The sequence below is a fragment of the Melioribacteraceae bacterium genome, from assembly GCA_035362835.1.
GTDB lineage: Bacteria > Bacteroidota > Ignavibacteria > Ignavibacteriales > Melioribacteraceae > DSXH01.
In genome coordinates this window covers 15366-34413 of record DAOSDY010000005.1, presented here as the reverse complement: position 1 = coordinate 34413, position 19048 = coordinate 15366, and the positions used below count along the sequence as shown (strand labels likewise).

At 40.4% G+C, this 19048-nt stretch carries 23 protein-coding genes; 19 read left to right on the top strand and 4 right to left on the bottom strand.

What is annotated here, in order from left to right:
* Window positions 1-86: 86 nt before the first annotated feature.
* From PLZ15_14345 to PLZ15_14255, 19 genes are all read left to right on the top strand, one after another.
* A complete protein-coding gene (locus tag PLZ15_14345) occupies window positions 87-1460 on the top strand; it encodes a GWxTD domain-containing protein (protein HOI30922.1) in 1374 nt (457 codons plus the stop codon).
* Window positions 1461-1463: 3 nt separating this feature from the next.
* Entirely contained in the window at window positions 1464-2342 is an 879-nt protein-coding gene (locus PLZ15_14340; protein ID HOI30921.1) for a lysophospholipid acyltransferase family protein, read from the top strand.
* A complete protein-coding gene (locus PLZ15_14335) occupies window positions 2342-3370 on the top strand; it encodes a glycosyltransferase family 9 protein (GenBank protein HOI30920.1) in 1029 nt (342 codons plus the stop codon). The genes PLZ15_14340 and PLZ15_14335 overlap by 1 nt, the downstream gene beginning before the upstream one ends.
* A 42-nt stretch (window positions 3371-3412) precedes the next feature.
* Window positions 3413-4240: a M23 family metallopeptidase gene (locus PLZ15_14330; protein HOI30919.1), complete on the top strand. Its 828-nt coding sequence runs from the start codon at window positions 3413-3415 to the stop codon at window positions 4238-4240.
* Between the two features lie 16 nt (window positions 4241-4256).
* Window positions 4257-4613 carry a polymer-forming cytoskeletal protein gene (locus tag PLZ15_14325; protein HOI30918.1) on the top strand — a complete coding sequence of 119 codons (357 nt, stop codon included), beginning with the start codon at window positions 4257-4259 and terminating at the stop codon, window positions 4611-4613.
* A 6-nt stretch (window positions 4614-4619) separates the two neighbouring features.
* Window positions 4620-4874, top strand: a complete 255-nt coding sequence (locus PLZ15_14320; GenBank protein ID HOI30917.1) for an AtpZ/AtpI family protein — start codon at window positions 4620-4622, stop codon at window positions 4872-4874.
* Window positions 4875-5253: 379 nt separating this feature from the next.
* Entirely contained in the window at window positions 5254-6090 is an 837-nt protein-coding gene (atpB, locus tag PLZ15_14315; GenBank protein ID HOI30916.1) for a F0F1 ATP synthase subunit A, read from the top strand.
* A 35-nt stretch (window positions 6091-6125) separates the two neighbouring features.
* A complete protein-coding gene (gene atpE, locus PLZ15_14310) occupies window positions 6126-6344 on the top strand; it encodes an ATP synthase F0 subunit C (GenBank protein ID HOI30915.1) in 219 nt (72 codons plus the stop codon).
* A gap of 38 nt (window positions 6345-6382) precedes the next feature.
* Window positions 6383-6925 carry a F0F1 ATP synthase subunit B gene (atpF, locus tag PLZ15_14305; protein HOI30914.1) on the top strand — a complete coding sequence of 181 codons (543 nt, stop codon included), beginning with the start codon at window positions 6383-6385 and terminating at the stop codon, window positions 6923-6925.
* Between the two features lie 2 nt (window positions 6926-6927).
* The gene (atpH, locus tag PLZ15_14300; protein HOI30913.1) at window positions 6928-7476 is read left to right on the top strand and encodes an ATP synthase F1 subunit delta; all 549 of its coding nucleotides are present in this window, start codon (window positions 6928-6930) and stop codon (window positions 7474-7476) included.
* Window positions 7477-7494: 18 nt separating this feature from the next.
* Entirely contained in the window at window positions 7495-9042 is a 1548-nt protein-coding gene (atpA, locus tag PLZ15_14295; protein HOI30912.1) for a F0F1 ATP synthase subunit alpha, read from the top strand.
* Between the two features lie 27 nt (window positions 9043-9069).
* Window positions 9070-9951 carry an ATP synthase F1 subunit gamma gene (atpG, locus tag PLZ15_14290; protein ID HOI30911.1) on the top strand — a complete coding sequence of 294 codons (882 nt, stop codon included), beginning with the start codon at window positions 9070-9072 and terminating at the stop codon, window positions 9949-9951.
* A 58-nt stretch (window positions 9952-10009) separates the two neighbouring features.
* Window positions 10010-11344 (top strand): signal recognition particle protein, encoded by a 1335-nt coding sequence (gene ffh, locus PLZ15_14285; protein ID HOI30910.1) that lies wholly within the window; start codon window positions 10010-10012, stop codon window positions 11342-11344.
* Between the two features lie 30 nt (window positions 11345-11374).
* Window positions 11375-11818: a 30S ribosomal protein S16 gene (gene rpsP, locus PLZ15_14280; protein HOI30909.1), complete on the top strand. Its 444-nt coding sequence runs from the start codon at window positions 11375-11377 to the stop codon at window positions 11816-11818.
* Window positions 11819-11889: 71 nt separating this feature from the next.
* Window positions 11890-12123, top strand: a complete 234-nt coding sequence (locus tag PLZ15_14275) for a KH domain-containing protein (GenBank protein HOI30908.1) — start codon at window positions 11890-11892, stop codon at window positions 12121-12123.
* A 29-nt stretch (window positions 12124-12152) separates the two neighbouring features.
* Window positions 12153-12671, top strand: coding sequence for a ribosome maturation factor RimM (gene rimM, locus PLZ15_14270; protein ID HOI30907.1), 519 nt, complete (start codon window positions 12153-12155; stop codon window positions 12669-12671).
* Entirely contained in the window at window positions 12655-13341 is a 687-nt protein-coding gene (gene trmD / locus PLZ15_14265; protein ID HOI30906.1) for a tRNA (guanosine(37)-N1)-methyltransferase TrmD, read from the top strand. The genes rimM and trmD overlap by 17 nt, the downstream gene beginning before the upstream one ends.
* Before the next feature lie 3 nt (window positions 13342-13344).
* On the top strand, window positions 13345-13692 hold the full coding sequence (rplS, locus tag PLZ15_14260; GenBank protein ID HOI30905.1) for a 50S ribosomal protein L19: 348 nt from the start codon (window positions 13345-13347) through the stop codon (window positions 13690-13692).
* 57 nt (window positions 13693-13749) lie between these two features.
* The gene (locus PLZ15_14255) at window positions 13750-14511 is read left to right on the top strand and encodes a hypothetical protein (GenBank protein HOI30904.1); all 762 of its coding nucleotides are present in this window, start codon (window positions 13750-13752) and stop codon (window positions 14509-14511) included.
* A gap of 37 nt (window positions 14512-14548) precedes the next feature.
* Here the strand turns inward: PLZ15_14255 and PLZ15_14250 are convergent, their stop codons facing one another.
* The 4 genes from PLZ15_14250 to PLZ15_14235 all read right to left on the bottom strand — a co-directional run bounded on the left by PLZ15_14250 (window position 14549) and on the right by PLZ15_14235 (window position 18979).
* The gene (locus tag PLZ15_14250; GenBank protein HOI30903.1) at window positions 14549-15745 is read right to left on the bottom strand and encodes a phosphoglycerate dehydrogenase; all 1197 of its coding nucleotides are present in this window, start codon (window positions 15743-15745) and stop codon (window positions 14549-14551) included.
* A gap of 65 nt (window positions 15746-15810) precedes the next feature.
* A complete protein-coding gene (gene hutU / locus PLZ15_14245) occupies window positions 15811-17472 on the bottom strand; it encodes a urocanate hydratase (GenBank protein ID HOI30902.1) in 1662 nt (553 codons plus the stop codon).
* Window positions 17473-17544: 72 nt separating this feature from the next.
* Window positions 17545-17883, bottom strand: coding sequence for a hypothetical protein (locus PLZ15_14240; protein ID HOI30901.1), 339 nt, complete (start codon window positions 17881-17883; stop codon window positions 17545-17547).
* Between the two features lie 7 nt (window positions 17884-17890).
* Window positions 17891-18979, bottom strand: a complete 1089-nt coding sequence (locus PLZ15_14235) for an adenosine deaminase (GenBank protein HOI30900.1) — start codon at window positions 18977-18979, stop codon at window positions 17891-17893.
* Between the last annotated feature and the right edge of the window lie 69 nt (window positions 18980-19048).

Genomic DNA, 19048 nt, shown 5'->3' with positions numbered 1-19048 from the left:
TCTTTTCGTACCATCTTTATGGATTGATTAATAAGCTTTTATTATTTATTTAACCGGCTGCAATAGTAAACTTGCGGAGTATTAGAATGAAAAAAATATCTTTAATTATTCTCTCTGTTTTATTATTCGGATCAGTTATTCGTTCACAGAATGAACTGAGATTCGAATTCGACTACGCTAAATTCAAGTACGATTCAAAATCAGTCTACCTGGAATTTTATTACGATTTGAATCCGGAGTTTATGACTACCTCTGCCTCGCAGTCCGGTAATTCACTCGAAGCAATCGTTCATATCGAAATGAAAGATCTTGCCGCCGATACATTCTATATTAATAAAAGCTGGCGGATTCAGAACGTAATTGATGCCGAAGCCGGAATTGCTAAAAACCTTGTCGGAGTTTTCGGATTCCAGGTCCCTGAAGGCGATTACTCCCTTCTTGTTAAGGCCTATGACGCCAATAATCAGAATCTTCAGAAAATTATTAATGAAAAGATTATTGTCCGCCCTTACACTTCAAAAAAATTCTCTATAAGCGATATTGAATTATCCGCTAATATTAAAAAGTTTGATGCAGATCCTCTCTCTCTCTTCTATAAAAATTCTCTGGAGGTTGTACCGAATCCTTCCATGGTCTATTCTGATAAAGCGCCTGTACTTTTCTATTATACCGAACTCTATGACCTTTTATTGGAGGATAATTCAGCGGACTTTACACTTTCTAAACAGGTGTTCAATAGTTCGGGAAATTCAGTTTATAAGTCGGATAAAAAAGTTGCACAGAGCCCTAATTCTATTGTCGATTATGGGTTGATCAATTTATCGAAACTGCCGACCGATTCATACAGTCTTGAAATCAGTCTTGTTGATAACGCTACAAAGCATGCTTTTGTTTCTACAAAAAAATTCTTCCATTATAATCCCGGTGTTGCTGCACCGAACCAGGGTCAGCTTGTTAGCGGAAGTTTTATCGGAAGCGAGTTTGCACTTATGACTAATGAAGAATGCGATAAGATGTTTGAGCAGGTCCGTTTTATTGCGACTCAGGCTGAATTAAATCAATACAAGCTGATCGATTCATTGAATATTAAGAGGGATTTCCTGTTCAAATTTTGGAAAAACAGGGACACCGACTTCAATACTCCGCAGAATGAGTATAAAATGGAGTATATGAAAAGACTTGAATATGTTAACCTTAATTTTTCCTCAAAATATAAAGTGGGCCATCTGAGCGAAAGAGGTCGTGTTTATTTATTGTACGGTGAGCCGGACCAAAGGGATTATTTCCCGAGTGAGCCGAATCTTAAACCTCATGAGATCTGGTTCTACGGTGATCTTGAAGGAGGTGTTAATTTTATTTTCGGTGATTTAACCGGATTCGGAAATTATGAGTTGCTTCATTCTAACATGAGGGGAGAATATAGAGACGATAACTGGATGCGAAGAATCAGCACACTATAAAAATTGAAAATCGATAAAAATAAGATCGAGTTTTTCCTCTTCAGCAATCTTACACGGTTGTTGAAGAAGCTTGGACTTGAAAGAACACGCCGGTTTGCCAGAATAATCGGCGTGTTCATTTATTACTTTATCCCTATCAGAAGATCAACTGCAATCTCGAATCTTTCGAATGCGTTTCCGCAAAAATCCAGCTCCGAAATCAGATCTATTACCAGAAAAAATTACCAGAATATTACCATTACTTTTTTTGAACTGATGCTTATGCCCCATCTCTCAACAGATATTATTAAGAACCAGGTTGAATGTGATAAGATAAAACTGATTCAGGAAAAGATGGAAGAAGGCAAGGGGGTAATCCTACTTACCGGTCATTTCGGTAACTGGGAATTTATTGTTTCCTCTATTGCTGCTAAAATAGCGGGTAGTTTTAATGTCCTCGTTAAACCTCAGAGAAATCCCTATGTCACCAAATGGCTCGAAGAGACACGGCATGTTGCCAATACCAAAGTTATTCCGATTGGAGTCTCTGTTAAATCGATCTATCAGGCATTGAAGAACGGGGAGGCTGTTCTTATTGCGGGCGATCAGAGAGGGCATAAGGATGGGCCCCGTTTCAGGTTTTTCAACCGCCAGACCGCATTGTATACAGGCGCAGCTTCAATAGCAGACAGGACGGGAGCCGCGGTACTGATGTGCATTATTGAACGGCAGAATAATCTTAAATATAATCTTCACGTTGAAGAACTCGATTTCTCCGGCATTCCAGAAAATAACGAAGAGAAGATTGCAATCCTTACACAACGGTATATTGATTACCTTGAAAGAATTGTAACCCGGTCTCCCGAACAGTATTTTTGGATGCACAAACTCTGGAAGTATTGATGAAAAATGAGAAGATACTTGTTATTCAAACCGCCTTCCTGGGTGATGCTATCCTGACCCTGCCCATGATTCAAAAGCTGAAAGAACTTTTTCCCGTTTCGGAAATTGATGTTGTCTCTATACCTTCAACAAGAGAGGTCTTTGAACACTCACTGTTTGTAAACCGTGTTTACAGCTACGATAAAAGAGGATCTCAAAAATCGTTTCTTAACCTGATTAAATTTGCAAAACATCTTAAGGCGAACAATTACAACAGAATTTATTCGCCGCACAGGTCATTCAGGACTTCACTAATCGTTATGATTCTCAATGCCGGCCTCTCGTTCGGGTTTGATAACTCATCATTCGCATATTCATATAAAAAACTGATAAAGTATGATAAGACTGCTCATGAAGTTGAGCGGAACCTTCAGTTAGTCGGAATCGATACGCAGCGTAATGATTGGCGGATACCGCCGTTAATAAATATTCCCGGCGCCGTAAAAGAAAAAATTAAAAATGTTTTGAACATATCTTCTTCTCGGTTTATTGCAATTGCGCCTGGTTCTGTCTGGAATACAAAAAAATATCCGGAGGAGTATTATCTGCAGCTTTCCCGTATGCTCGCAGAAAAGAATTTCTTTATTCTCTTCTTGGGAAGCAAAAGTGATTTCGATTTATGCGAACGCCTCCATAATTATATCGGAAACTTTTCCATCAACCTTGCCGGAAGCTTCACTGTTATTGAATCTGTTGAGGCGCTTAAGTACTGCGGACTTCTAATAAGTAACGACAGTGCGCCCGCACATATGGGCATGATTGCTGGCATTCCGGTTCTTACTCTCTACTGTTCAACTATTCCGGGCTTCGGCTTTTATCCGTATAATAGTCGGAGTTCGTTTCTGTCGGTAGACGGACTCGATTGCAAGCCATGCGGAATCCACGGCCGTAATAACTGCCCGATTAAATCATTCGAATGCGGATATCGCCTTAAACCCGAATCTGTTCTCCAGGAATCGCTGCGCCTTATAATGGTTAAGGAAAAATAGAACTCAAATTTATATATTTACATTCCCTTTATAGGAATTGATATGAAATGGTTTAAATGGGATTTTCTTAAGAAGACGTCCTTTTATATTACTCCTAATTATCCTGATGCTGCTACTAAAAGCTATAAATTCAGTCTGCGCAAGACTGTAGCTTATTTATCAATATATACTCTTGTTGCCTGGCTTATTTTGATCTTCATACTGTCAGTTACTCCTCTAAAGGATTTTATTTTTGTACTCGATAACCAGGAATTAAAACTCCAGAGGGAGAAAATTGTTGAGCTTCAGTCCAAAGTTGAGTTCCTAACCTCTCAATTGCAATCAATTGCAAGCACAAACGAGAAAATGAAATATGCTCTCCGGCTTGCCGGAAAAGATTCAATTGCTGCCGATGATCCCCTTTACGATACACTGAAAACAAGAATAAATAAAAAACTTCAGATCGGCGGAAATATTTTTTCGGTTGTTAAAGATCTTTTTAGCCAGCTCTTTCAATCGGACACCAATCTTATATTCCTTGAGCCCGTTAGCGGTATTGTAATTCAGAATTTTAATGCGGAAGCCGGACACCTCGGTATCGACTTTGGTGTCCCAACCGGGTCGCCGGTATTCGCGTCTGCCGGTGGACTGGTTATTTTTTCGGACTATACATACGAAGACGGTTTTATGATAATAATCAGTCATGATAAAAATTATATTACTGTTTATAAGCATTGTTCAACCTTGATAAAAAAAACGAGGGATTTTGTTCGGCAGGGCGAACTAATTGCGCTCAGCGGAAATTCAGGTAAAAACACTACCGGGCCGCACCTTCATTTTGAAATGTGGCGGAAAGGAAAACCGGTTAATCCGGCAGAACTAATTTTTTAAATAAGGAGATTTTTACATGTCAGTCAAAAAAGAGACACATGCTGAAGATGTTAGCATTATCAGCAGTGGAGTTATTATTGACGGTAACCTGCAGAGTGAAGGAAATGTCCGAATCGATGGAATTATTAATGGTAATGTGGCCGTTAGCGGTAATCTTACAATTGGAGATTCTTCAAGGATCAAAGGTGAAATAAAAGCCCGCAATATTTCTATGAGCGGGAAAGTTGAAGGTAAAGTAGTTGTTGCTGAAAAACTCCGCCTTGAATCTAAATCGGTTTTGCAGGGCGACCTGATGGCCAAAATTCTGATTATCGAAGAAGGTGCTCTCTTCGATGGCACAAGTTCTATGAATCAGAACAACTCCAATTCTTAAAGGTGAGTGACGGAAAGGAAAGATTATACTTCCAGGTTTTCCGAGAGTTACAGGAAAGTTGGACCTTACCTGGGTCTGGGGACTCAATTAGCCGCAACAATGATACTTATGTTTTTTCTTGGCCGGTGGCTCGATGAACAATTCAATACAGAGCCGGTATTAATGATTATCTTTTCTTTGTTCGGAGGTTTCGCCGGAATTTATAACTTCATTAAAACAACATTAGACCTTAACAAAAAGAAAATTGATAAAAAAAGCTAAATACCCGGTACTTGTCTTCCTGTTCTATATTATTTCGATATTGATATTATCCCATTTTGAAATATTGACTCCGGTAATATCCGGATCTCTCTTTTATTCGGCCGGGCTGGTCGCGCTAAATTTTATCCTATTCCTCATTTTCTGGGAATTTTCGAGGAATAAACCGAATAAAACTTTTCTCATATTTAACCTCGGCGGTATGGTCTTAAGGCTCCTTCTAACATTAATAGGTGTATTTGTGGTGATAAAATTCTTGAATATTGACAAATATGCGTTTATATTTGCACTCTTCATATGGTATATCTTATTTCTTTCATATGAAGTTAATTTATTTAGGAAAAAAGCTGAAAAGCCTTAATAATCCTCAAAAACAAGTTAAATGTGGACAACTGATTCAACTGCAGTAGCTGATACATTACAAGCTTCCGGTGCCCAGGATACCGGCTGGATTATGCACCATGTTCTCGATGCCCGTGAACTGGATCTTACTCCTTTCGGTATTATTCATCTACCTGAAATCCATCTATTTGGTATGGACCTCTCCATTACCAAACACGTTGTATTTATGTGGATTGCCGTACTCCTTCTCGTTTTAGCATTTATTGCGGCCAAAAAATCGTATCGGAAATCCTTGATTCCTAAAGGAGTTACAAATCTACTCGAAGTTCTTATTATATTTGTCAGAGATGAGATAGCAAAACCGACTATCGGGCATGGCTTCGAGAAGTTCCTGCCTTATCTTCTTACGGTCTTCTTCTTTATTCTCACATGTAACTTTTTAGGTCTGATACCTTACGGTTCAACAGCTACAAGTAATATTTCTGTTACTGCGACACTCGCAACAATTTCATTTATGGTAATTCAGATCGGCGGAATAATGAAGAACGGCTTCTTCGGATATTTCAAGGGACTGATTCCCCACGGAATTCCGATGTGGCTTCTACCGATCATGTTTGTTGTGGAAATATTAGGATTGTTTACAAAACCGTTCGCACTGGCTATTCGTCTCTTTGCGAACATGACCGCGGGTCATATAGTTATTATGGCTCTTATAGGATTAATTTTCATACTCAGGACGTATTTCGTGGTACCCGTATCTATATCGTTTGCATTGTTCATATTCCTGCTCGAAATACTGGTAGCACTTATTCAGGCATATATTTTTACAATGCTGTCTTCGCTTTTTATCGGGATGGCATATCATCAAGAGCATTAATTATTTAATAACAGTACATAATAGGAGGAAGTTAAATGGAATACGCATATTTAGCAGCCGGTTTTAGCGCAGCATTGACCGTTATCGGCGGTGCTTTCGGTATCGGTAAATTAGCAAGCGCAGCTATGGAAGCCAGCGGCCGTCAGCCCGAAGCTGCCGGTGAAATCAGAACATCTATGATTATTGCTGCAGCTCTTATAGAAGGTATTTCGTTATTTGCTTTGGTTATCTGTATCCTTCTGGCTTTAAAGTAATTTCTGTTTCTCTTATAAAATTATCAGGAAGATTATAAATGACTTCAGCTAATTTATTAATGCTGGCTCTTGCCTCGGGCGGCGAAAGCGGCGGTCCACTGGATGTTAATCCGGGCGTGATATTATGGACCGTGGTTACTTTCATCTTTTTGCTCCTTATACTAAAAAAGATTGCATGGAAACCGATCCTTAATTCGCTGCGGGATAGAGAAAACTTTATTAAAGAATCTCTCGAAAAAGCTGAAACTGCTAAAAAAGATGCCGAGAAGCTGATTGCCGATAATAAGCAGAGCATGTTGAAAGCCGAAGAGGAAGCTAAAAAAATCGTTGACCAGAGCAGGGAATTCGCCGAAAAACTGAAATCCCAGATCCTCGACGAAAGCAAATCCCAGGCTAAGAAAATGGTTGAGAATGCTGCGGCCGAAATTGAACGGAAAAATGCGGAAGCTTTTAATAAACTGAAAGAACAGGTGGCCGATATTGCTATTCAATCGGCTGAAAAAATACTTAGGGAAAATCTTGATAAGGATAAACAGGTTAAATTAGTTAAAAAATATCTGGACGATCTTTCCAAAAACTGAATATGAGCATTTACAGAATTTCATACCGTTATGCCAATTCATTCTTTCAGCTCGCTGAAGAAAAGAAACTGTTGAAAAAATATGGCGAAGATATTGAGCTTATCTTCAATACTCTTAGTCAATCCAAAGAATTGAGATCTGTTCTTCGTAATCCGGTTATTAAACAGAAGGATAAAAAGAACCTGCTTTCAAAAATTTTCGGTTCCAAAATCCGTAAGGAGACTTCTGAATTCCTCGATTTTATTGTGGGTAAAAGCAGGGAGGATATCATGATGGAAATTATGAAGGAATTTCTGAACCTGCGTGATGACAAGGAAGGTATTGTTAGAACCGGAATTACTTCCTCGGTTGATTTAACCGATTCTGTTAAGAAAGATCTCGTTTCAAAACTCGAAAAAAGAACGGGTAAAAAAGTAAAACCCGAATATTATGTTGATAAAAATTTAATCGGCGGTTTTATCGTTAATATTAATGATACTATGCTCGATGCATCGGTAAAACACCAGCTCGATTTATTAAGAAAAAAATTCTCGGAAGAGATTAGTATCTAGAACAATTAGGAAAAAAAAATGGCTGAAATTAGACCTGACGAAGTCTCTGCTATTCTTAGAAAACAACTTGCCGGTTTTGATAATGAAGTCGATATCTATGAAGTCGGTACGGTTCTGCAGGTTGGCGACGGAATTGCCCGCGTCTACGGTTTGTCCAATGTTATGGCTAGCGAACTGGTTGAGTTCCCCAATAACGTTACCGGTATGGTTCTTAATCTTGAAGAAGACAATGTCGGATGCGTTCTGTTCGGTGAATCAAGCCTGATTAAAGAAGGAGATACCGTTAAGAGAACCAACCGTGTTGCATCTTTCCCTGTTGGCGATAAGCTCCTCGGTAGAGTTGTTAATCCGCTCGGTGAACCCGTAGACGGCAAAGGCACCATACAGTTCGATAAGTATATGCCGATCGAACGGAAAGCCCTCGGCGTTATTGCCCGGCAGCCCGTTAAAGAACCGGTTCAAACCGGTATTACGGCTATCGACGCGATGATACCCATCGGCAGAGGGCAGCGCGAACTTATTATCGGTGATCGTCAGACCGGTAAAACAGCCATTGCTATTGATGCTATTATTAATCAGAAGTATACTCATACTGAAGAAGCAAAGAAGTTCGGTATCAAACCGGTCTATTGTGTTTATGTTGCTATCGGTCAGAAGAATTCAACCATCGCACAGGTGGTAGCTAAACTTGAAGAGCAGGGAGCTATGGCCTATACTACTATTGTTGCTGCACCGGCTTCTTCTCCTGCGCCTCTTCAGTATATCGCTCCTTATTCAGGTGCGACTTTAGGCGAACATTTCCGCGATTCTGGAAGACATTCGCTTGTAATTTACGACGACCTTTCAAAACAGGCGGCCGCATACCGCGAGCTTTCGCTCCTCTTAAGAAGACCTCCCGGACGCGAAGCATATCCCGGCGATGTTTTCTATCTCCATTCTCGTCTTCTCGAACGTGCATCAAAGCTTAGCGAGGATCTCGGCGGCGGCAGCTTAACAGCCCTTCCGATAATTGAAACTCAGCAGGGTGACGTTTCCGCTTATATCCCTACAAACGTTATTTCTATTACAGACGGCCAGATTTATCTCGAGCCAAACTTGTTTAACGCAGGTGTTCGGCCCGCTATTAACGTTGGTATCTCCGTATCCCGTGTAGGCGGTAATGCACAGATCAAAGCTATGAAAAAGGTTGCCGGCTCTCTTAAGATCGATCTCGCTCAGTACCGTGAACTAGAAGCTTTCGCTAAATTCGGATCCGATCTTGATAAGGCTACTCAGAAAATTCTTGCAAAGGGTGCCCGGCTTGTTGAACTTTTAAAACAGGGTCAGTACACTCCTATTCCTGTTGAGAAACAGGTCGTTAGTGTTTACATCGGTACCAACAACTTTCTCGACTCTGTTGATGTTAAGGATGTAAAAAGATTTGAAAAAGAATTTCATGAATTCGCTGACTTGAAATACCCGGCAATTTATGAGAATATTAGATCTGCAAAAGAATTAAAGGATGATACCGTTCAGCTGCTTAAAAAAGCAGTGGAAGAGTTCATCGAAAAATTTAACAAAGGATAATATTTTACGTAAGAGATCTGAATTCTAATGGCTACACTTCGCGACATAAAGAGAAGAATTAAAGGTGTGAAGAACACGCAGCAGATTACTAAGGCAATGAAAATGGTTGCCGCTGCAAAACTGCGCCGTGCTCAGGAAAACATTATTAATTCCCGACCCTATTCCAGAAAAATCTCCGAAGTCTTAGGCCATCTTCTGAAAATTGAAAAAAATATTAACAACCCTTTGATAACCGAGCGTAAAACTGAAAAAGTTGCTCTGATTGTTATTACTTCCGACAGAGGTTTATGCGGCAGCTTCAATATGAATGTTATCAGAAATGCTGAAGATTTTTTGAAAAATGAACTTGATGAGCTGAACAGAAACGGAAAGGTCTTACTCTACTGCCTCGGTAAAAAAGGGAACGACCACTTCACCCGCAGAAATTATAATGTTTCCGGTTCATACCCGGGAATATTCTCACACTTGAAATTTGAATTCGCTTCCGGACTTGTTAGAGAATTAACTCACAAATATTTATCCGGCGAAATTGATAAAGTTTTAGTTGTCTATAACGAATTTAAATCCGTGATTCAGCAGAAAACGGTTATCGAACAGTTTTTACCGATTAAACCTTTTGAAGATACTTCCGTTGAATCAAGTTATTCGGAATATATTTATGAACCGGATAAACCCGGCATTATTAATTCAATGCTTCCAAAACATCTTAATTCACAGATGTGGCGGTACCTGCTCGAATCATATGCTGCTGAACTGGGAGCCCGGATGACTGCTATGGATATGGCAACTGAAAATGCTAAAGAGTTGATTCGTTCATTGAACCTGACTTATAACAAAGAACGTCAGGCTTCTATTACAAGAGAAATTATTGAAATTGTTTCCGGAGCAAATGCCTTAAAGGGAAGTTAAATAATTAACTTTTGAAATGAACCCTCTTTTTATTATCTTTTAACCGAGTTGAAAGGCAATGCTCGAAGATTTAACTGAAAAACTTGAACGTACTTTAAAAAAAATTACCGGGCAGGGGAAACTATCTGAATCGAATATCTCCGATACCCTGCGCGAAATAAGACGCGTTCTTTTAGATGCTGATGTTAATTATAAGGTCGCCAAACAGTTTATTGACGACGTTAAAGAGAAAGCTCTTGGCAAAGAAGTACTTGCATCTGTTACTCCGGGGCAGCTCATCACCAAAATTATTTACGATGAACTGACAGTTCTTCTTGGAAGTAAAGGCGCCGAACTTACACTTAATCCGTCCGGCATTACAACTATAATGCTGATCGGATTACAGGGTTGCGGTAAAACTACTTTTAGCGCCAAGCTTGCTAATTATCTTAAAAATAGAAAAAGAAATGTTCTTTTAGTTGCTGCTGACGTTTACCGCCCTGCTGCAGTTGAACAGTTGAAGATTCTCGGAACACAGATCTCAGTTCCGGTCTTCACTATTCCCGACAGCAAAGATCCGGTAAAAATTGCTTCCGAAGCTCTGATTTATGCTAAGGAAAACGGGCTCAATACCGTCATTGTCGATACGGCCGGACGGCTTCATATTGATGAAGAAATGATGAATGAAGCTGCCGCAATTAAAGCTAAGGTCAATCCGACCGAAACTTTATTCGTTGTCGATTCTATGACCGGTCAGGACGCTGTGAATTCCGCTAAAGCTTTTCACGATAAGGTCGACTTCGACGGAATCGTTGTAACAAAGCTCGACGGCGATTCAAGAGGCGGATGTGTCCTCTCTATCCGTGCTGTTGTAAATCGTCCGGTTAAATTCACAAGTCTTGGTGAAAAACTCGATTCGATTGAACTCTTCTATCCCGACCGCCTGGCCTCAAGAATTCTCGGTAAAGGTGATGTTATCTCTCTGGTCGAAAAAGCTCAACAGCAGATCGACGAAAAAGAAGCTGAGGACCTGGAGAAAAAGCTCCTTACGAACAGATTTGATTTCGACGATTTCCTGAAGCAGATCAAGATGATTAAGAAAATGGGTTCGCTCAAATCATTGCTTGCAATGGTACCCGGTGTTGGTTCTGCCGTTAAAAATGCCGATATCGACGATAAGCAGATCGTGAAAGTCGAATCGATTATTCAGTCGATGACATTAAAGGAAAGGGCTAATCCCAAAATCCTTAACGGAAGCAGAAGAAAAAGAATTGCAAGAGGAAGCGGTAATACTATTCAGGATGTTAACCGTCTTATCAAGCAGTTCGAAGAAATGCAGAGGATGGTTAAAATGCTCAGTTCCAAATCCGGTAAATCCGGTTTGATGAATCTGAAAAATTTTAGAAATAATTAATAAAAAAAATCAAATGGAGGAAAAAACAAATTGGCAGTTAAGTTAAGACTGAGAAGAATGGGAAAGAAAAAACAGCCTGTTTACAAACTTGTTGCGGCTGATTCACGTTCACCAAGAGACGGTAAATTTATCGAATCGATCGGATTGTATAATCCTAAAACTGATCCGGCTACTGTTGAATTAAAAGAAGATCGTGCTCTTTACTGGCTCGGTGTTGGCGCTCAGCCTACCGGTACGGTTAAAAATATTTTGTCTGATCAGGGTATTATTCTTAAAAATGATCTGAAGAAAAAAGGTCTGTCTGATGAACAGATCTCTCTTAAACTTGATGAGTGGAAAAAATTGAAAGAAGCTGCGCTCGCTGAAAAAATGAAAAAGCGTGCTGACAAAGCTAAATCTAAAAAAGCATCCGCTGATAAAGATGAAGAAAAGTCTGGTAATGCAGCGGAAGCAAAGGGTACTGCTTCCGAATAAGCTGTTCCTGTTAATGGTTCAGCAGGCACCATTAAATACGTACCCTTATTCACTTAATTATAGGTACTCTCATGAAGGAATTTATTGAATTTATAGCAAAACATCTTGTCGATAACCCCGACGGCGTTACGCTCGAAGAAGTTGCTCCCGATGAAAAAACCATCGAGCTTACTCTTAAAGTCGGCGCTGAAGATGTAGGCAAAGTCATTGGCAAACAGGGTAAAACCGCTCAGGCTATGAGGACATTGCTGACTGCTATTGCAGCTAAAGACGGAAAACGGGCTATTTTAAAAATATTAGATTAATCCTCTCCGTTTCTGGTTAATGGTCTGGTGTGGATCAATTTGTTTTAATAGCCAAAATTATTGCTCTGCATGGCTCAGATGGTTTTCTGGTTATAAATTCCTTTTCTGATTTTAGTGAGAGATTTTACGACCTGGAAAAGGTCTTTATTGAATTCTTCGGCACTAAAAAAGAATTTGATGTCGAAGAAGTAGATAAAAGAAAAGGTAAATATTTGCTTAAACTCAGTGGATTCTCTTCCGCTGATGATGCTAAAATATTTATCGGCAGGAATGTTTTTATTGAAGAGATTAACTCCGTCGAATTGTCCGATGATTCCTATTTCATTCACGATTTGATAGGGTGTAGTGTCTTTAAAGAAAAAGTTCTTTTGGGTTCTGTTACGGACGTCCTTGTTTTACCGGCAAACGATGTCTATGTGATCGAGTGCGAAGATAATAGAAAAATTTTATTACCGGCAATCAAAGACTGTATAAAAAAAATAGATCCGGTTAAGAAAAGAATTGATTTAGTTCCCGGCTGCGAACTTCTATATGACGATGAGAATTGATCTTATTTCCGCCGTACCGGATTCTCTGATTAGTCCTCTCAATACCAGTATTCTTAAGAGAGCTCAGGAGAGAAACAAGGTCCAAATTATTGTCCATAATCTGCGTGATTATGCCTACGATAAACACCGTCAGATAGATGATAAACCCTTTGGCGGCGGACCGGGTATGCTCCTTAAACCCGAACCGTTCTTTGAATGTATTGAAAAATTAATGGCCGATAGAAAATACGACCACGTAATCTATCCCTCTCCCGGAGGAAAATTCTACGATCAGAAAATGGCAAACAGATTTTCTCTCGCTGAAAATATTTTGATTATTGCCGGGCATTATAAGGGAATTGACGATAGGGTCCGCCAGATATTTGCGACCGAGGAAGTCTCTATCGGAAGATATGTTTTAACAGGCGGGGAAATTGCTGCACTTGTTATTATCGATTCGGTCGTCCGGCTTCTGCCCGGTGTTCTGAACGACAGCGAATCTGCATTGAACGATTCACTTATGGACGGGGATGTAATTGAAGCCCCATATTATACTCGGCCGGCTGAATACAAAGATTTGAAAGTACCGGAAGTTCTTCTTTCCGGTCACGAAAAAAAAGTAAAAGACTGGAAAGACGAACAGTCAAAAGTTTTAACAGAAAAGTGGAAAAAAATAAATAACCTGGAGTAACAAATGGATAATCTAAAAGAAATAGTAGCTGATCAGATGAAATCTGATATACCGGCGTTTAAAACCGGCGATCATATTCGTGTTCACGTAAGAGTTATTGAAGGCGATAAAGAAAGAATTCAGCCCTACGAAGGCGATGTGATTAATATTAGAGGTGCCGGTTTAAATAAAACTTTCACCGTTAGAAAAATTGCAAGCGGCGTTGGCGTTGAAAGAATTTTTTCCTATTACTCTCCCAAAATCTCTAAAATTGAAATTATTAGAGAAGGTAAAGTAAGAAGAGCCAAACTCTTCTACTTAAGAGAACTCTCCGGTAAAGCTGCCAGAATCAAGGATAAGAGAGTTAAGTAATTTGTTTAGACTGACCCCGATTCGTCGGGGTTTTTTATTTAGATCATCGGAGATCAAATGAAAATTTTTGCACCCTCTAATATCTATGCGGATATTATCGCTTCGGTATTGAAAAAACAGGACGACGCAGAAATCATTACAACAGGCTCTTCACTTATAAGCCGGGAACTTGAAAGTGATGAGAATGCTGTCGGTCTGATCCCGGGTCTGGATCTTATAAATCACAGGGAGTTTTTTGTCTCTTCTAAAACCGGTATCTCTTTCGACGGCGCCCTCAGCAATTCTTACTTTTATCTTACTGAGAGTAGTGAAAGGACATTGGGAACGGTATCGGTTCGCGGGGATGTCTCATTAAATGAAATAATTCTGACAAAGATATTGTTCGAGGAAAGATTCTCTTCAAAAGTAGAGATTGCGCTTGATACGCACAAGGATCCGGACAAAGAGGAAAACACACTTGTAGTAGGAAGCGAGAATTTCCGGCTCTGGGATTTTGAGAAGGGAATAAGCTTCTCGGATCTTATGGCAGATGTACTCGATCTTCCCTATGTTAATTTTATCTTTGCTTCTAAAAACAGGAATTCACTTCTGCAAATTGAGAATTATACAAAACAGGTCGATGAAATTATCCAGGATGACCTTCAGGGCATTCTTAATAACCTCAATTACTCCGACAACGTTAAGAATCTAATCCGCGAAAACTTCAATACCGTCTATTACCAGATAACATCCAACGAATCGGATTCGTTGAATGAAATGATCAAACTCGTTTACTACCACGGAATAATTGATGATATTTTTGAAGTGAAGTTTATTTAAAACCTCTCCCCGGATAGGGGAGAGGTTTTGTTTGATTCTATTTGTCGAGTGAAACGTGTGAGTAGGAGATAACATTCGGATTGTTTCTAATTGCCTCCAGCATATCGCCTGTTGCTGAAGTTTGAAGTTTAAGTGTACAGCACGCTACGAGCCCGCCGTCAAAAATTATATTCTCAACTTCTTCAATATTGATATTTCCCTGTCTTAGTACATCCAGAATACTTGCCAGCACTCCGGGTTTGTCGTAATGTTTAACTACAAGCTGATAATGCGCGTCTGTAATTCTTGCACGGTTTACCCAGTGATCGATAACGCCGCTGTGGATATAATGAAGTATAATATTTATTGTTTCTTCTGCAACCGCATTCTGTGCCTGCTCGGTAGATGCGCCGATATGATGTGTAATATATACGTTATCAAGCTCCTGTAGTTTTGATGAAACGGTTCCGTCTTTTCCTTCCGGTTCTCCCTTGAATACGTCGAGTCCTACCTTGAGATTCTTTTCTTTTACCGCTTTGATAAGAGCCTCTTCGTCTATTACGTCCTGGCGGGAAGTGTTTATCAGAATAGCACCCGGCTTCATCAGTTTGAACATGGCATCGTTAAATAAACCCTTAGTCTGAGGTGTGGATGGCAGGTGAATAGATACAATATCTGCGATTGGGAGAATCTGATCAAACTCCGAAAAATCTTTTGCGCCGTATCCTTCAATTCTTGTAATATCCTTGGCATAAATATTCAATCCGAATGCCTGTGCCCGTTTTGCAACTTCTTTGCCGATATTTCCGTATCCGACAATTGCCAGTGTCTTTCCGAACAATCCTTCGGATTTGGAGTACTCAGCTTTGTTCCATTTCCCCGCTTTAAAATCTGCAACGTTATGCGCAATTCTTCTGTCGAGTGCAACCATTAAACCGATTGCAAGTTCTGCAACTGCAATTGAATTTTTACCCGGACAATTGGAAACATAAATTCCTTTCCTGTTTGCCGCTTTAATATCGATGTTGTTTACGCCGGCTCCGGCCCTTACAATTAAATTAAGTTGATTGGATGCTTCCACCGTTTTTGCATTTACAACTGTTGAACGGACTACTAAGCAATCTACATTCTTAACCGCTTCCGGAAGGTCGTTCTCTCCGAGCTTCGGATTATAGATCACTTCAATATCCGAATCCTTTAATCTCTGAATGTAGAGATCCGGAAACTTGTCCGCAATTAATACTTTCATTTTCATTTTGTCACCTTCTGTTGTTTTTCAAATTGATCTTGGCTGATTTCATCTTAACGGATGAATAATCATTACTTTAACATTGGAATTTTTATTCCAAACTTTTTAGCATTGTCAATTGCCTGTGTATAACCGGCATCGGAATGGCGTGCTATTCCCATTCCCGGGTCGTACGTTAAAACTCTTTCGAGCCGTTCTTCGGCTTCCCGGGTTCCATCAGCAACTACAACCATTCCCGCATGAATCGATTTCCCGATTCCAACACCGCCGCCGTGATGTACAGATACCCAGCTTGCGCCTCCGATAGCGTTTAACAGCGCATTCAGAATCGGCCAGTCGGCTATTGCGTCGCTTCCATCCAGCATTCCTTCCGTTTCCCGGTTCGGCGAAGCAACCGATCCGCAATCGAGATGATCCCTGCCTATAACTATTGGTGCGCTTACTTTTCCTTCTGCTACCAGTCGGTTGAATATCTTTCCCATCTTTGCCCGCTCTCCGTATCCGAGCCAGCAGATGCGCGATGGTAATCCCTGGAAATGAACCTTCTTCTGTGCCATCTCTATCCAGCGTCTCAATCCTTTATTCTCCGGAAATGTTTCTAATACGGCTCTGTCGGTTGTGTAGATGTCTTCCGGATTTCCGGAAAGAGCAGCCCATCTGAAAGGACCCTTGCCGTCGCAGAAGAGGGGACGTATATATTCCGGAACGAATCCCGGGATATCGAATGCGTTTGCAACGCCGTTCTCTTTTGCTTCGCCACGTATATTGTTCCCGTAATCGAATGCCACAGAACCTCTCGCTTGAAACTCGAGCATCGCGTTAACGTGAGCTGCAATTGTCTTGCGCGATAGTTCTATGTATCGTGCAGGATTCTCCGATCTGAGTTTAATTGCTTCTTCAAATCTCATCCCCATCGGAACATATCCGTTCAGAGTATCGTGTGCAGAAGTCTGATCGGTTATAATATCAGGCGTAATATTTCTCTTTAAAATTTCCGGGAGAATTTCTCCTGCGTTTCCTACGAGTCCAACCGAGACCGCATTTCCTTTGGATTTTGCTTCCATTACAGTATTTAACGCTTCATCAAGGTTATCGGTAATCATATCGATATAACCGGTATCGATCCTCTTCTGAATCCTGGTTCTATCTACATCAATTCCCAGGAATGCTGCGCCGTTCATTGTAGCGGCGAGGGGTTGAGCACCGCCCATACCGCCTAAGCCGGCAGTTAAAAGAAATTTACCCGCGAGCGATCCGTTAAAATATTTACGCGCGCACTCTGCGAATGTTTCATATGTCCCTTGCAGAATTCCCTGCGTACCGATATAAATCCAGCTTCCCGCTGTCATCTGGCCGTACATTGTTAATCCCAACTGATCGAGCCGGCGGAATTCGTCCCATGTTGCCCAGTCCGGTACAAGCATTGCATTGGAAATTATTACTCTCGGAGCGTTAACGTGGGTCTTGAATATTACAACCGGTTTACCCGACTGCACAACCAGAGTTTCATCGTTCTCCAGATCTTTTAGTGATCTAACGATAGCTTCGTACGATTCCCAGTTCCTGGCGGCTTTGCCGGATCCGCCGTATACAATTAAGTCGTCGGGGCGCTCTGCAACATCGGGGTCCAGATTGTTCATAAGCATTCTTAAAGCTGCTTCCTGAATCCATCCTTTACAGGATAAGGATGTACCGGTAGGGGCTTTAATTGTTTTGGTTTTTGTACCCATCATTTCCTCTTAAACTCTTAATTAACAGAAGAGATTTTCTCTGACGGAAAAAAATCGTTTTAAAATTAATACTGTCTAATTACTGAAATAGCTATCCAATAAAACTTTGTACTGATTGTATGCCGATTTATAGAGCCACCTTTTAAGAAATCCGCTGCCCTTTATCTGCTTTGCCATATGGTCGACATTCTCTTTGAGACGGAAAGCGAGTTTTGTCTTCTCCTCCTTTGTCAATTTGATCTCTAAGTCGGAGGAATTTAATTTATCTACTATGGATGTAAATGATCTTACATCGGCATAAAACTTTTCGTCGGCCGAAATCTGTTTTAAAATTGTTTTGCAGAAATTGAGAAGAATCTTCTTCTCGTTTTTATCAAACTCGAATGTGTAGTTTTTGAATAAGGGTTTTGCCATAATTTTATCAGACTTTTAGTGAAAGGAGTTTTTCCCTCATACTGTTGTAACCGGGTTTAATTACATTGTAGATATAATGAAGCCTCTCTTTATAAGGAATGAATGAGGATTTCATCGCGTTTATATTAAGTTTTTCCACATCGTCCAGGTTTAATCCGAACATTTCAATTGCCGTCAGATATTCTTTTGTCAGGGTTGTATCGCTCATCAGTTTATCATCGGTGTTAAGGAATACTCTGAACTTTTCCCTGTAATATTTTATGAAAGGATGATTCTCAAGTTTATCGACCGCCCCAGTATGAACATTGCTTAGAAGGCAAATCTCCATTGGGAGTCTTGTATCCAATATGTATTGTGAAAGCTCTCCAAGGGCCACAATATTTCCGTCCTTATCGAAAGCCATGTCCTCAATGAGACGGGTGGCATGCCCGATTCTTAGAGCGCCGCAGAGCTGTATTGCCTGCCAGATCGAGTCCTTACCGAATGCTTCACCAGCATGAATAGTAATGTTAAAGTTCTTCTGTTTTATATACTGAAACGCATCTAGATGCTTTTTAGGGGGATAACCGCCTTCTTCTCCGGCCAGATCAAATCCTACTACACCCTGGTTCCTGAAATCAACGGCCAGTTCGGCAATCTCTAATGTATTTTTCATATTTCTCATACCGCACAGGATCAGTCCGAAGCCAACTCCAAAATCTTTTTTCCCTTTCTCTAATCCTTCCAGAACTGCCTGGATAATATCTTCGTGATATAATCCTTTCGAAGTATGAAATACCGGGGCAAACCGGGTCTCCACATAACAGACTCCGTCGCTTTTCATGTCCTCCATCATCTCATATGCTACTCTGGTTAGCGAATCCTTTGTCTGCATAACTGCACATGTATGTTCGAATCCTTGAAGGTATTCTACAAGATTTCCTTTATTGGCCCCGCGGTGGAACCACTCGGCCAGCTCCCCGGGATCTGTTGTTGGAAGTTTTGTATACTTCATTTCCTTTGCCAGATCGATTATTGTTTCCGGGCGAAGGCCCCCGTCCAGATGATCATGCAGCAGAACTTTTGGTACGTTTCTGATTATCTCTTCGGTTTTCAAATTTTTTTACTCCTTTAGTTTCAAAAATATCCTTTTAGAGTCCGAAAATCAATTTAAAGGAAATCAAAC